15 protein-coding genes are annotated in these 13,724 nt (G+C 64.6%); 7 read left to right on the top strand and 8 right to left on the bottom strand.

All coding sequences use genetic code 11. The features are described 5' to 3' along the window. Window positions 1-50: 50 nt before the first annotated feature. Both pcaC and pobA read right to left on the bottom strand, forming a co-directional pair. Complete coding sequence (gene pcaC / locus ACN2XU_RS17060) at window positions 51-425, bottom strand: 4-carboxymuconolactone decarboxylase (RefSeq protein ID WP_419411661.1); 375 nt, start codon at window positions 423-425, stop codon at window positions 51-53. Between the two features lie 21 nt (window positions 426-446). Beyond that, window positions 447-1,616: a 4-hydroxybenzoate 3-monooxygenase gene (pobA, locus tag ACN2XU_RS17055; protein WP_419411660.1), complete on the bottom strand. Its 1,170-nt coding sequence runs from the start codon at window positions 1,614-1,616 to the stop codon at window positions 447-449. 97 nt (window positions 1,617-1,713) lie between these two features. Here pobA and pcaQ point away from each other — a divergent pair, with 97 nt between their 5' ends. The 4 genes from pcaQ to ACN2XU_RS17035 all read left to right on the top strand — a co-directional run bounded on the left by pcaQ (window position 1,714) and on the right by ACN2XU_RS17035 (window position 4,612). Continuing rightward, window positions 1,714-2,637: a pca operon transcription factor PcaQ gene (pcaQ, locus tag ACN2XU_RS17050; RefSeq protein ID WP_419411659.1), complete on the top strand. Its 924-nt coding sequence runs from the start codon at window positions 1,714-1,716 to the stop codon at window positions 2,635-2,637. Between the two features lie 178 nt (window positions 2,638-2,815). Then, window positions 2,816-3,316, top strand: coding sequence for a type III secretion system chaperone family protein (locus ACN2XU_RS17045; protein ID WP_419411658.1), 501 nt, complete (start codon window positions 2,816-2,818; stop codon window positions 3,314-3,316). Window positions 3,317-3,465: 149 nt separating this feature from the next. Next, a complete protein-coding gene (proC, locus tag ACN2XU_RS17040) occupies window positions 3,466-4,281 on the top strand; it encodes a pyrroline-5-carboxylate reductase (protein WP_419411657.1) in 816 nt (271 codons plus the stop codon). Continuing rightward, window positions 4,274-4,612, top strand: coding sequence for a tRNA-binding protein (locus tag ACN2XU_RS17035; RefSeq protein WP_419411656.1), 339 nt, complete (start codon window positions 4,274-4,276; stop codon window positions 4,610-4,612). The genes proC and ACN2XU_RS17035 overlap by 8 nt, the downstream gene beginning before the upstream one ends. Here ACN2XU_RS17035 and ACN2XU_RS17030 read toward each other — a convergent pair. After that, window positions 4,609-4,863: a hypothetical protein gene (locus ACN2XU_RS17030; protein WP_419411655.1), complete on the bottom strand. Its 255-nt coding sequence runs from the start codon at window positions 4,861-4,863 to the stop codon at window positions 4,609-4,611. The genes ACN2XU_RS17035 and ACN2XU_RS17030 overlap by 4 nt on opposite strands. Window positions 4,864-4,973: 110 nt before the next feature. Here ACN2XU_RS17030 and ACN2XU_RS17025 point away from each other — a divergent pair, with 110 nt between their 5' ends. After that, window positions 4,974-6,116: a beta-ketoacyl-ACP synthase III gene (locus ACN2XU_RS17025; protein ID WP_419411654.1), complete on the top strand. Its 1,143-nt coding sequence runs from the start codon at window positions 4,974-4,976 to the stop codon at window positions 6,114-6,116. 37 nt (window positions 6,117-6,153) lie between these two features. On the opposite strand, the gene ACN2XU_RS17020 is transcribed toward ACN2XU_RS17025, so the two are convergent. Continuing rightward, complete coding sequence (locus ACN2XU_RS17020; RefSeq protein ID WP_419411653.1) at window positions 6,154-7,944, bottom strand: DUF1963 domain-containing protein; 1,791 nt, start codon at window positions 7,942-7,944, stop codon at window positions 6,154-6,156. Between the two features lie 142 nt (window positions 7,945-8,086). Further along, window positions 8,087-8,665, bottom strand: a complete 579-nt coding sequence (locus ACN2XU_RS17015) for a thymidine kinase (RefSeq protein ID WP_419411652.1) — start codon at window positions 8,663-8,665, stop codon at window positions 8,087-8,089. Between the two features lie 292 nt (window positions 8,666-8,957). On the opposite strand from ACN2XU_RS17015, the gene ACN2XU_RS17010 reads away from it, so the two are divergent. Next, window positions 8,958-9,416 (top strand): hypothetical protein, encoded by a 459-nt coding sequence (locus tag ACN2XU_RS17010; RefSeq protein ID WP_419411651.1) that lies wholly within the window; start codon window positions 8,958-8,960, stop codon window positions 9,414-9,416. Window positions 9,417-9,429: 13 nt separating this feature from the next. On the opposite strand, the gene ACN2XU_RS17005 is transcribed toward ACN2XU_RS17010, so the two are convergent. Next, window positions 9,430-10,293, bottom strand: a complete 864-nt coding sequence (locus ACN2XU_RS17005) for a glycosyltransferase family 32 protein (RefSeq protein ID WP_419411650.1) — start codon at window positions 10,291-10,293, stop codon at window positions 9,430-9,432. 95 nt (window positions 10,294-10,388) lie between these two features. Here ACN2XU_RS17005 and ACN2XU_RS17000 point away from each other — a divergent pair, with 95 nt between their 5' ends. Next, the gene (locus tag ACN2XU_RS17000; RefSeq protein WP_419411649.1) at window positions 10,389-11,291 is read left to right on the top strand and encodes a hypothetical protein; all 903 of its coding nucleotides are present in this window, start codon (window positions 10,389-10,391) and stop codon (window positions 11,289-11,291) included. Window positions 11,292-11,457: 166 nt separating this feature from the next. Here the strand turns inward: ACN2XU_RS17000 and rimO are convergent, their stop codons facing one another. Together rimO and ACN2XU_RS16990 are read right to left on the bottom strand one after the other, a co-directional pair. Beyond that, window positions 11,458-12,816: a 30S ribosomal protein S12 methylthiotransferase RimO gene (rimO, locus tag ACN2XU_RS16995; protein ID WP_419411648.1), complete on the bottom strand. Its 1,359-nt coding sequence runs from the start codon at window positions 12,814-12,816 to the stop codon at window positions 11,458-11,460. Window positions 12,817-12,860: 44 nt separating this feature from the next. Then, window positions 12,861-13,724: an alpha/beta fold hydrolase gene (locus ACN2XU_RS16990; protein WP_419411647.1), complete on the bottom strand. Its 864-nt coding sequence runs from the start codon at window positions 13,722-13,724 to the stop codon at window positions 12,861-12,863.

Raw genomic sequence — 13,724 nt, 5'->3', positions numbered from 1 at the left:
TCTCCTCCTCGGGTCCGGACCTGTGCGCGTTTCCGGTGTCTGTCTCTGGCTCACGCGTCGAGCTCGGCCCAGGTTTGCTTGGCCAGCTTGATCGCATGATTGGCTTTCGGCACGCCGGCGTAAACCGCAACGTGCTGAAAGGCCTCCATGATGTCCTCCCGGCTCGTCCCCGTGCGGGTGGCGGCACGAACATGCATCGGGATCTCCTCGAAATTGCCGCAGGCCGCCAGCAGCGCCAGCGTCAGCATGGATCGCTCGCGCCGCGAAATGCGGTCGTTGGCCCAAAGGTTGCCCCAGGCGGTCTCGGTGATCATCTCCTGGAACGGGCCATCCAGCGGCGTCTTGGCCGCCTCGGCCCGATCCACATGCGCATCGCCCAGAACCTCGCGGCGGACGGTCATGCCAGTGTCATAACGGGTGGTCATGGTCTTTCCTCCTTCGCGCGCTCAGTACGGCAGCCCGACGTAATTCTCCGCCATCGCGACCTGCGCGGCGTGGTTGCTGCGCAGAAAGTCGATCTCCGCCCTCTGCATCTTCAGATCGAATTCCGACTGATCCGGGAACCGGTGCAGCAGCGAGGTCATCCACCAGCTGAACCGCTCCGCCTTCCACACCCGCGCCAGCGCCTTCTCCGAATAGCGGTCCAGCCCCTCGCTGTCGCCATCAAGATAATGCTGCACCATACCGTGATAGAGGTAATGAATGTCGCTCGCCGCCGTGTTCAGCCCCTTGGCCCCGGTCGGCGGCACGATATGCGCCGCGTCGCCGCACAGGAACAGCCGCCCCCAGCGCATCGGCTCCGTCACGAAGGAGCGCAGCGGCGCAATACTCTTCTCGATGGAGGGACCGGTGATCAGGTTTTCCGCCGCCTCCGTCGGTATCCGCCGTCTCAGCTCTTCCCAGAACGCCGCATCGGTCCAGTCGGACGGGCTTTCCGAGAGTGAACACTGGATATAGTACCGGCTGAGGTTCTCATTCCGCATCGAACACAGCGCAAAGCCGCGCCGCGAACTGGCATAGATCAGCTCCTCATGCACCGGCGGCGTCTCCGACAGGATGCCGAGCCAACCGAACGGATAGATCTTTTCGTACTCGCGGCGCACCGTCAGTGGCATTGCCTGGCGGCTGACCCCATGAAAGCCGTCACAGCCCGCCACGAAATCACAGTCAATCCGCTGCTCCGTACCATCCGCCGAATAGGTCACGAAGGGCGCGTCACTGTCCGCGCCATGGATCTGCACACCCTCGACGTTGAACACGATCTTGCCGTCCATCGCCTCGCGCGCTTCGTACAGATCACGGGTCACCTCGGTCTGGCCGTAAACCGCCACGGTCTTGCCGATCAACGCCTTGAAATTGATGCCGAACTGTTCGTCCTCAAAGGAAATCACCGTCCCGTCGTGGACATAGCTTTCCTTGTCCAACCGATCGCTGACGCCCGCTTCGCGCATCAACGCCATCATGCCCGTCTCAAGAATGCCCGCACGAATGCGGCCCAGGACATAGGCCTTGGTCTTGCGTTCGAGCACAACGGTGTCGATGCCCCTGCGATGCAAAAGCTGGCTGAGCAACAGCCCCGACGGCCCGCCGCCAATGATGCAAACCTGCGTTCTCATCTGATCCCCTCCCAAGTCTTTCCCGGAGTAGACACTGAACCATTGGCCCATGTAAAATGACATTATCACCGATTTGATTAACCATACGGATAACTGAATGCTCGACCGCCGGATCAAGCTGCGCCATATCGAGGCCTTCGCGGCCATTGCCCACCATGGCCAGCTGAAGGCCGCCTGCGATGCGCTGAACCTGTCGCAACCGGCGCTGTCCAAGACCCTGAAGGAACTCGAAGACGTCCTCGGCGCGCGGCTGATGGAGCGCGGGCGGGCGGGCACCGCGCTGACCCCGGAAGGCGAGGTCTTTCTGGAATTCGCCACGCAGGGCCTCGCCGCCCTGCGCCGCGGGGTCGACGGGGTGAGCGCGATCCGCGCCGGCGCGGGCGACCGGCTCAAGGTCGGCACGCTGCCCTCTGTCGCCGCCCGGCTCATGCCCCGCGCCGTGGCGCTGTTTCTGCGCATGGCCCCCGACACGCGGCTGGTGCTGCGCGACGGCGCGCATGGCGCGCTCACCGCCGATCTGCGCAGCGGCGCGCTCGACATGGTTATCGGCCGCATGGGCACGCCGGAAATGATGCAGGGGCTGTCCTTCACCCAACTCTACCAGGAGCGCGTGGTCTGCTGCTGCGATCCGACCCACCCGCTGCTGCAAGGCGCGCCCCCCGCGCCCGAGGCCCTCGCGGGCTGGCCGATCCTCTACCCGCCCGAAGGCGCGGCGATCCGCCCCCTGCTGGACCGCTGGCGGCTGGCCCTCGGCGTGCCGGACTTTCCCCGCAGCATCGCCTGCGTCTCCGGCGCGTTCGGGCGCAACTTCGTTCCCGGATCCGATGCGCTGTGGTTCATCTCCGAAGGGGTGGTGGCGCGGGACGTGACCGAGGGGCGCCTCGCCCTCCTGCCGCTTGATCTGAGCTTGACGAGCGGACCGGTTGGCCTGATGACACGCCCGGAAACCGCCCCCTCGCGCGCGCAGACCCTCTTTGCCCGGTCGCTGGCGCAGGCAATTGACACAATGCCCACATCCTGATGCCGCCGCCGCTCCATCCACAAGTAATTGGGGTTATCCCCAAAATATGACTTTACACATGACTCATTGCCCTTCACCATATTTGGTAAGGGTGCTGGACATGGCCCCAGCCCCTTGATCAGGCAGCTAGTGCTAGGGGCGAATTCGCCGCACGCACGCAATCAAAGAGGTGGCGGTTATGGCCCTGTCCGAGCATTACCTGAACGATGACATTCACCCGATCGACATCGTCGAGCACATCGCATCTCACAATGACTGGGATTTCGACCGCATCGCGGACGATCAGATCGCCATGGCGGTCGAGGGCCAGTGGCGCACCTATTCGATCACCCTTGCCTGGTCGCATTACGATGAAACGCTGCGCCTGATCTGCACCTTCGAATTCGAGCCGCCCGAGGATCGCCTTGCGACACTTTACGAAGGGCTGAACGCGGTGAATGATCAATGCTGGGCCGGGGCGTTCAGCTTCTGGGCCGAACAGCAGCTGATGGTCTACAAATACGGGCTTGTCCTGTCCGGCGGCCAGATCGCCAGCCCCGAGCAGATCGACACGCTGATCTCTGCCGCGGTGCTCTCGGCCGAACGCTATTACCCGGCGTTCCAGTTGATGAGCTGGACCGACCGCAGCGCGGCGGATTCCCTGCAGGTTGCCATCGCGGAAGCCTACGGGCGCGCCTGATCCGAACCGGTCAGGGGGCGCTGCCCCCTCGGCTCTGCGAGCCTCACCCCCGGAGTATTTGGAAAGAGAAGAAGCACAAAGAGCGCCTGCGGCTTGCGGCGCTCTTTGTGTCTGCGTAGCCTGCGCGCAAACTGGAAAGGGTGTTCGATATGCAAACAGGTGCTGTCGCAGACAAAGGTCTGGTGCTGCTGGGATGTGGCAAGATGGGGTCGGCGATGCTTGCCGGATGGCTTGCGCGGGGATTGCCTGCAACCTCGGTCTGGGTGCTCGACCCGCATCCCAGCGATTGGGTGATAACGCAGGGCGTGCATGTGAACGCGGGCGTGCCGGACGCGCCGGCGGTTGTGCTGCTGGCCGTGAAACCGCAGATGATGGGCGACGCGCTGCCTACACTGGCAGCCCTTGGCAATGGCGAGACGCTGTTTGTCTCTGTCGCCGCCGGAACCACGCTGGCCACGCTCGAAGCGGCGCTTGGCGCGCAAACGCCGATTGTCCGCGCCATGCCCAATACCCCCGCCGCCGTGGGCCAGGGGATCACCGCGATTGTCGGCAACCCGCACACCTCGGCGGCGCAGCTCGACCTGACCGAGCATCTGCTGACCGCCATCGGCGCGGTCGTCCGCCTTGAAGGCGAGCAGCAGATGGACGCGGTGACCGGCCTCAGCGGCTCCGGTCCGGCCTATGTCTTTCACATGATCGAATGTATGGCCAAGGCCGGCGAGGCGCAGGGTCTCGCGCCCGCGCTTGCCATGCAACTGGCCAAGGCCACCGTCGCCGGCGCCGGTGCGCTGGCCATGCAGGCGGAGGAAACGCCAAGCCAGCTTCGCGTCAATGTGACCTCGCCGAATGGCACCACGCAGGCCGGGCTGGAGGTGCTGATGCATGAGGACAGCGGCCTGCCGCCCCTGCTCCGCAAGACCGTCGCTGCCGCGGCGCACCGGTCGCGGGAGCTGGCCAATGGCTGAGATCAGCTTTGATGATTTCCTGAAGGTCGACATCCGCGTCGGCACCGTGACCCGCGCCGAGCCGTTTCCGGAGGCCCGCAAACCCGCGATCAGGCTCTGGATCGATTTCGGCCCGGAGCTTGGCGAGAAGAAATCCTCCGCCCAGATCACCGCGCATTACATGCCCGAGGCGCTGATCGGGAAGCAGGTCATGGCCGTGGTCAACTTCCCGCCGCGCCAGATCGGGCCAGTCATGTCCGAAGTGCTCGTCCTCGGGGCCATGGACAGCGATAACGCCGTGGTGCTGATTTCGCCGGATCAGACCGTCCCCAGCGGCGCCAGAATGCACTAGACTTCCGGTGCGTTCGGGCTCGGGATCAGGCTATGGTCTTTCGCGCCTTTTGGCGGATTGTGCAGCGGATCATTGTCCTTGATGTAGCGCGACACCAGCTTCGCTGCCGGCCACCCGGTCAAGGCGCCGATGACCACAGACATCGCGATGGCCTGCCACGTGTACCAACCGAAGGTGAAAAACCCGATCACAAACGCCCCGGCGATGCCGGTGGCACTCATCATCGTGAGGTAGAGAGATAAGCGGTCCATAACGTCCTCCTTTATCCAAAAACGCACAGAAGGCCGCCGAAGTTCCGCAACGCCGCCGGTTGACCTTCCTGCCAAGGTCCGTAAGCGTCCTCAGAACAGGAGGATCCGCCATGTATCAGCCCGCCATCACCGGACACGGGGTCTTCACCCCCACGCAGGTCATCACCAACGATGAACTTGTCGTGGCGTTCAATGCCTATGCCGAGCGCTGGAACGCCGAACACGCCGAAGCCATCGCCGCGGGCGAGGCCGAACCCATGGGCCCCTCAAGCAGCGACTTCATCCTGAATGCCTCCGGCATCGAACAACGCTTTGTCATGGACAAGGATGGCGTGCTCGACCCGGCCCGCATGTATCCGCGTCTGCCCGCGCGTCCCGATGAAGCCCCGGGCATCATGGCCGAAATGGCCCTCGATGCGGCGCAAAAGGCCCTCGCCATGGCCGGGCGCAGCGGCACGGACATTGACCTGATCATCTGTGCCGCCTCCAATCACGAACGCGCCTACCCGGCCATTGCCATCGAGATCCAGCAGCTGCTCGGCGCGGGCGGGTTTGCCTTCGACATGAACGTGGCCTGCTCCTCCGCAACCTTCGGCATCCAGGCCGCCTCCGACATGATCCGCGCGGGCAGCGCCAGGGCGGCGCTGGTGGTATGCCCGGAGATCTGTTCCGGCCACCTCGAATGGCGTGACCGCGATTGCCATTTCATCTTCGGCGATGTGGCAACGGCCGTGCTGATCGAACCATCCGAGGCAGCCAAAGGCCCGCGCTTCGACATCCTCTCCACCCGCTGCGCTACACAGTTTTCCAACAACATCCGCAACAACGACGGCTTCCTGCGCCGCACCCATGACCAGATGGAAGACCGCCGCGACATGCAGTTCATGCAAAACGGGCGCAAGGTCTTCAAGGAAGTGCTGCCCCTCGTCTCCTCCCACATCGCCGCGCACCTGCACGCCGAAGGCTGGGAGGCGGACGATCTCAAACGCCTCTGGCTGCATCAGGCGAACAAGACGATGAACGATTTCATCGGCAGGAAGGTCCTCGGGCGCACACCGGAGCCGGAAGAACAGCCGAACATCCTGCAGGATTACGCCAACACCTCCTCTGCCGGGTCGATCATCGCGTTTTCCAAACATTCCGACGATCTGACCGAGGGCGATCGCGGCGTGATATGCTCCTTCGGGGCCGGCTATTCGGTCGGCTCGGTTCTGATCGAGCGGCGCGCCCGCCCGCCGGCAAATCCGCAATAGACCGGGACGGGAAAGCCGCGCCGTTCGGCCATGACCCTCACGTATCCCAAAACGCCCCATGGCCGTTTTCGGCAAAGGCATTCTCGAACCTGCCCATAGCCAGATCCCGCGGCGCAATCTGCAAGGCCCAGCGCGACACATCCCCGATCTGCCAACCCGTCAGCATGCTTGGGGGCATCAGCAGCAGACAGGGCGCATCCACCGGCAGCCTCTCCTGCGCCGCATCGTCCTCGGCGTTGCCGACAAACAAGGCCTCCCGCGCCGCCTCGGCCTGCCACACCGGAATCAGCCGCTGCAACGTGGCCTCGGGCAACGCCTCGGGATCGGCGCAATAGGTGCGACGGGCCTGCGCCTCATACAGCTTGCGATAGCGCTTGAAGCCCTGGTACTGCAGCAGGCTGATCGGTTTGCGCCCCTCCGCGCGGGCGGCCTCGCTCAGCCAGCCCGCGTTGGTCATCTTGGCAAGGGCGCCGATCACCTTGGCACAATCGCGATCACTGAAATCGGCAACCTCCGCCCGCGCCTCGACCTTGTCCGACAGCCGCCGCACCCGGGCCAGCATCCCGCTCATGGCCTCGGCAACCGCCGCCTTCTCCGGATCGCCCGCCTCGGCATCCGCAAGCGCCCGGCGGATCATCCGCTCCAGGATCGCGTCCACCGCATCCACCAGGGCCACCGTGGTGACCCAATCGAAGGGCAGGAAACCGGGGTCGGTCATGGTCGGCTTTTCCAGAAGCGCGTCAAAGGCCGACCGGCTGCACAGATCGGGACGCCCTGCCCCGTCATCCTCGACCACGCTCAGATACCAGCGCGGCGGCATCAGCGCCTCGGGCCCGATCAGCGCCGAAAGCGCCTCCTCGCCGGACTCGAGCCGGAAGTAGTAATCCGCCTCCTCAGGCGCCTGACGCGTCGTGCCGCGCTCGCGCGTGTGCAGGACCACGACCTCGGTGCTCGGCTCATCTGCCGCGAAAATCACCATCCAGCCTTCACGCGGCCCAAGCCCGCCCCACAGATCTTCGGGCAGGTCGGACAAGGCAATCTGCGCGTAGAAACTCGCTGGCTTGCCGCCAATCTCCGGCCACGCCACGCCCTCAGGCAACATCGGACCGCCGCCGATCCAGCTATCCGTGGGAACCTGCGGGAATTGCGCGACAAGCTTCACACGGCCGGACTGGAACGCCACCGGCGTCTGGGGGTCCAGATCGGCAGCGGAAAAGTCGCGCTCTTCGGGGCGGCCGGCCTCATCCGGCCCGCGCGGCGCATCCGCGGCCGCCGTGCCCGCCTCCGCCATGAAGCGCTCCGCCGCCTTCACCCCGCCAGCCAGCAGTTGCGCAACCAATGCGCTGCGCTGCTCCGGCGGGATCTGCAATTTGGCCGGATCGGTGGGACGGGTCCTGTCCGTGGCGCGCGAGGCGGGCGATGCAGGTTCCATGCGTGGCTGATGCAGCTCGGCGGGCGCCTCCTCCAGCATATCGCTGTAGGCTTGCATCCTCAGATCCGCATCCCGGCGCACCTCCGAGGGATCCCGCGGCGCGTCCTTGCGGCGCTTGAACAGGCCGAGGTTGTGTTTGACGAAGTCCATCGCACCGGAGACGTCCGCCCCGAATTCCGTCATCGGACTGGCCTCGTCCATGACATCGCCGCCGAGGCGTTTACCGATCCACGACAGAGCGCCGCCAATCGCCATCAGAGAAATCGCCGTAAAAGGCTGATCCCAGAAATCCGGAAGCAGGACGACCACATCTTTCCAGATCGCAACGGCCCAGACCGTCCCGAACACGAGCACCCCGGTCCCCACCAGGAATAAAGAGCGCGCTGCATAAATCATCTTTGCCCATCCTCTCACCTTTTGCGTGCAAGAGGCCGGAAAGATGGGGCGAAATCATGGAAGGGACGTGTCGCCAAAAGGGAAAATTAACGAGATTTGAGCCAGCATCGCGCAACCCAAGGGCGCAAATGCCCATCTTCGGTCAGTCTCCGACCGCTTCGCGCCAATGCTTCCGGCACAGGCTGATGTAGGTCTCGTTGCCGCCGATCTGCACCTGCGCCCCATCCTTCAGCACCTGGCCGTCGGGACCCTGGCGGATCACCATCGTCGCCTTCTTTCCGCAATGGCAGATCGTGCGCACCTCGCGCATTTCATCGGCCAGCGCCAAAAGCGCCGCCGAGCCGGGGAACAGCGCCCCCCGGAAATCCACGCGCAGACCATAGGCCATGATCGGCACCCGCAGATCATCCACCACACGCGCCAATTGCCAGACCTGATCCCCGCTCAAGAACTGTGCCTCGTCGATGAAAATACAGGCCACCGGCCCCTCGGCCAGCCGCGCCTCGATCTTGGCAAAGAGATCCTCCTCCGGCGCAAAGGTCGCCGCCGGCCGCCCCAACCCGATCCGCGAGCCGATCTTGCCCTCTCCGGCCCGGTCATCGAAGGCGGCGGTCATCAGATAGGTCTGCATACCGCGTTCGTTATAGTTGTGCGCGGCCTGCAGCAGCAGCGTGCTCTTGCCGGCGTTCATGGTGGAATAATGGAAATGCAGCTTGGCCATGGGCGCTGTTAGCCCGGTCCGCGCCGTCTTGACAAGATGCGAGACAACCGATGACGGCGCGAAGAGCCCTAAGGGGCCCAGGCCCTTCGCGCCGGATCAGGATCGGGTGGCCAAACACGAAAACAAACACGCTGGAACACACAGGAACGGCAAAAAACCGGCCACAATCCCCGTATCCTTTTGCCCTCTTCCGAGAGCCTGATAAGGAATGACATCCCGGCCCTTTACGGGTAATGGGAAAAATAATTGCAGACTCCCCGGTGCATGCAGGCCGGGTCAGACAGGGTGACAGATGAACAATTTGGGACGGTACCTCAAGAAGCACACCGAAGCGCTGGTCAAGGACGTGGGCGTCGAAGCCGCCTGTGAGCTGACAGGCAAATCCAAGGCCACGCTGGGCCGCTATTACTCGGAGCACGCTGAACACGACGAGCGCTATATTCCCGTCGATGCCGTCGCCCGCCTCGAAGAGGCCGCCTCCTACCCGCATGTCACCGCGGCGCTGGCGGAGCTCAAGGGCATCACGCTCAATTTCGACGGCGACCGCCGCAATTCCCGCAGCGAAGGCGGGGTCAATGCGGATGTCATCGCCCTGTCACAGCGCTTTGCCATGCTCATGGCCGAATACCAGCAGAGCATTCAGGACGGCGTCATCACCGCCAACGAAGCCAAACGCCTGCTCAAGGAAACCCTCGCCATTCAAAAGGTGCTGATCGACATCAAGATCCACCTCGAAGAAGAGCAGACCTGAGGCCGCCCCGGCGCTACAGCCCCGCCATCGCAAAGACCTTGTTCAGCAGGGCCTGCGGCGGCGGGGTGTTCAACGCCAGCTTCTGCATCACCGATCCGGCAACCAACGTCTCCACATCCCGCTCCGTCATCTGGGCATAAGACTTCTTCCAGTGGCGCAGCATGAGCGATTTGTAGGACGGCTGCTTGGGCACGGCGGACCACGCCGCCCGCGCCTCCGGGTCGGTCTGAAGCATGTGATCGAACAGGTAATGCGGCCAGAAATACGGATGCACCGGCCGCGCCCCGCCGCCATCCGGGGCCACGGCCCAAACCCGGTCGCGCGGCTCGATCACGCTCTTGGCCTTCAGATCCCGCCCCGACAGCGCCATCCGCGCCGAACTCATCCAACAGGCCAAGTCCCCCTTCAAGCCGCGGTCCAGCTCCCGCCTCGCAACCTGTGGGCGGCGCGTCACGGACCAGTAGCGCCGGATCTGATCCAACCACCGCTCCGTCAACACCGCCCCCGGATCGGAATAGAGAAACCAGTTCTCGATCGAGCGTTTGCGATAAGGATCATGAAAGGCGAAGAACCCCTGCCCCGCCAAGGCCGGCAACCAATCGTCCAATGGCCGGATCGGGATCGTCGCCGCATCGACATAAATCCCGCCATGGGCCGCGATATCATGCACCCGGAAGATATCCGCCTGCCCCTGCAGGGTCACCGGCGGCGCGGCGATCCGCAATGCGTCGAACACCGACCGCGCCTGCGCGGTATCACCGATCGCGATCTCCCAACCGGGGTTCAAGGCCGCCCAGCCATCCCAACACCGCTTGACGAGATCCGGGGCGTGATCCGCGCCCTGCGCCCAGAAAAAACTTATCCGCCTGACCTGCATGGCCCCTGTCCCCACTCGCTGCAGCGCAGCCCCATATTGACCGCAGCCCTGCGCCGGTTACAAGAGAAGGACTTTCTGGCGACAGGAGCCGATCCGTGTTTTCACCCAAGACGCAACTGCGCATCATTTCCGAACTGCGCAAATTCCAGCGCAAGAAACGCCGGTTTTTTCAAAAACTTGCCGATGGCGACACCGCCCCCTCCGACGACATGGACCTCGCCCCGCTTGCGCTCGACGCCGTGCGAAAGCGCATTCCGACACGCCCGGTCTACCCTGATATCGACTCGGAGATGGCGGTCTATTCCACCTTCTGCGGCCCCACCAGCAGCTTTACCTTCGATCACAACAACACCGCCCGCGATTGGCCGCATTACTTCATCTCGAACAACCCCACAGTGCTGAAAATCGTCGCTGATTTCGGCTGGAAGCCGATCCCGCTGGACCTGCCGATCTCGCGCAATCCGGTCGAAAGCGCGCATCAGGCCAAGATCGCCAAGGCCGCGCCGCACCTCTTCCCGGACCTGGAACGGCACCGCTTCCTCGTCTACTCCGACGACAAGCAGCGCATCCGCCACGACGCGCTGCCCGAAATCCGCGACAGGCTGGTCGAACAGGGCGCCGCCATGGCGGTGCACCGCTCGCCGCATATCAAGGACAACGTCCTGTGGGAATTCACCGACTCCCTGTTTCAGGACCGCTACCGCGTGCAATCGCACCGGATGCTGCGCTACATGCTGGGCCGTATGGAGGCGGGCAAACCGCTCGCCGTGGATCGCCTCTTTGCCACGTTTTTCAACCTGCGCGACATGCAGCACCCCGAGGTGCGCCGCCTGAACGAGACATGGTACGAGGACATCCTCGCCTGCGGCATCGACTGCCAGCTGTCCTTTGCCTTCCTCGCGCAGGATGAGCCGAACATCATCGACCTGCCGCCGCGCCCGCGCAAGAAATACCTCGGCAAGAAGATCACCAACGACCCCGGCCCCGGCATGCTTTGATCCCGCTTCGCGGTTTCGCCGCGCTGACGCGCGTCGACAGGCGTGGCTTTGCTGCGCAAAGCCACGCGAGGGGGCTCTGCCCCCCGCCGCAGCGATGCTGCGACTCCCCCCGGGATATTGACACAAAGAAGAAGCCGGGACAGGGGCCTTCGCCGGGGTGACGGCGTTAGCGGAGTTGGCCCCAGAGGTCGTATTCACCGGCCTCGTCCACCTCGACCGAAACGATATCGCCGGGCTTCAGTGCCTCGGCGCCATCGTCGATGAACAGGTTGCCGTCGATCTCCGGCGCATCCGCCTTGGTGCGGCAGGTGGCGATGCCATCCTCGTCAACATCGTCGACGATCACCTCGATCACGCTGCCGACCCTGGCTTCGAGTTTGGCCTCGGAGATTGTCTGAGCCTTTGCCATGAAGCGGTCCCAGCGCTCCTGCTTGACCTCTTCGGGCACATGATCGGGCAGCGCGTTGGAGCGCGCGCCATCGACGTTTTCGTATTTGAAGCAGCCGACACGATCGAGCTGTGCCTCGTCCATCCAGTCGAGCAGATGCTGGAATTCCGCCTCCGTTTCGCCGGGATAGCCGACGATGAAGGTGCTGCGCAGGGTGATGTCCGGGCAGGTGTCGCGCCATGCGGCGATCTCATCAAGCGTGCGCTCTGCCGCCGCGGGCCGGGCCATGCGGCGCAGCGTGTCGGGATGGCTGTGCTGGAACGGAATATCGAGATAGGGCAGGATCTTGCCCTCCGCCATCAGCGGCACCGCCTCGCGCACATGCGGATAGGGGTAGACGTAATGCATCCGCACCCAGGCGCCGAGTTCGCCCAGCTCCTTTGCCAGAGACAGGAAGGGGAACTTCTCGTCGCGGTCCTTCCAGTCGGTGCCATAGGCGCTGGTGTCCTGCGAGATCACCAGAAGCTCCTTCACGCCCGCCTCGACCAGTTTTTCCGCTTCGCGAAGCACCGCCTTCTGCGGGCGCGAGACCAGCCGCCCGCGCATGTCGGGGATGATGCAGAACTTGCACTTGTGGTTGCAGCCTTCAGAAATCTTCAGATAGCTGTAATGGCGCGGTGTCAGGCTCACGCCCCGCGCCGGCAGCAGGTCCACAAACGGATCGGGCGAGGGCGGCACCGCCCCGTGCACCGCGTCCAGCACCTGTTCGTACTGATGCGGACCGGTCACGGCGAGAACCTTGGGATGCGCCCCGGTGATAAACTCCGGCTCCGCGCCCAGGCACCCGGTGACAATCACCCGCCCGTTCTCCTGCAACGCCTCGCCGATCGCCTCAAGGCTCTCCGCCTTGGCACTGTCGAGGAACCCGCAGGTGTTCACGATCACCGCATCCGCGCCGCTGTAATCGGCGCTGATCCCGTACCCTTCAGCCCTCAGCCGCGTCAGGATCCGCTCGCTGTCCACCAAGGCCTTGGGACAGCCGAGCGAGACCATCCCGATAGTCGGCTGACCATCACGGCGGGTCTCTGTAATGCGGGCGCGGGCGAGGTCTGGCCTCAGATCGGGGGGATTCTGCATGGACTGCCTATACGCCACCCGAACGCCCCGGAAAAGACCCCTGCTCAGAGCCGCGCCACAAACCGCAACACCGCCTCCGCGATCTGCCCGGCGGCCGCCGCCTCCATGTGGAAATGATGATCCCCCGCGACCTCTGCCACGCTGTAATCGGCGATCACCGCCTCCGCGATCGCCACCAACGCCCCCAGCTTCGGGCGCTGCCGAATGCCCTGCGTCGCCCAGATGTTCAGCACCGGACAGCGGATCGCCCGCAGCATCGCCTCCACATCCGCCGCCGTCATCTTCACCGCCGAACTGGCGAACATCCGGTTGTCGGCCTGAAGCACATAGCCGTCCCCGTCCGCCACCAACGCCCGCCCCGCAAGGGCCGCAGCCACCACCCCGGAATTGCCCTGCGCCCGCCGCCGCGCGGCATAGGCCTCCACCGAGGCAAACCGCCGCGCGGGCCGCTCCAGCGCCCGGCGCGTGTCCCGCACATAGGCCCCCAGCGTCGTGATGAAATCCGCCTCCACCGGCTCCGGCGCCAGCGAATCGAGCGCGATCAGCCCGCGCACCCGCTCCGGCACCGCCGCCGCCAGCAGCCCCGCGATATTCGCCCCCCGCGAATGCCCCATCAGAACCGCCCGCTCCCAGCCCAGCGCGTCCAGCACCCCCACCAACTGCGGCAGATCATCCCAGATGTTGTAGCTCGCATGGGCCGCCCGATGCCCGCTCAACCCCTGCCCGCTCAGGTCCAGCGCCACCACACGGCAGCCCGCGAGCAGCGGCGCAAGCGTGGCGAAACTCTCCGCGTGATCCATCCAGCCATGCAGCGCCAGCACCGGCACGCCGCCCTCCGGCCCCCACGCCAGCCCCGCATAGCGCAGCCCATCCATGTCGAAATGACACCGCTCCGGCCCGTCCATCAT

Origin of the sequence: Pacificoceanicola niger, assembly GCF_048553275.1 — a bacterium.
Lineage (GTDB): Bacteria > Pseudomonadota > Alphaproteobacteria > Rhodobacterales > Rhodobacteraceae > Pacificoceanicola.
Note: the sequence above shows the minus strand (reverse complement) of the source record. Positions and strands in the feature narration are given on the sequence as shown.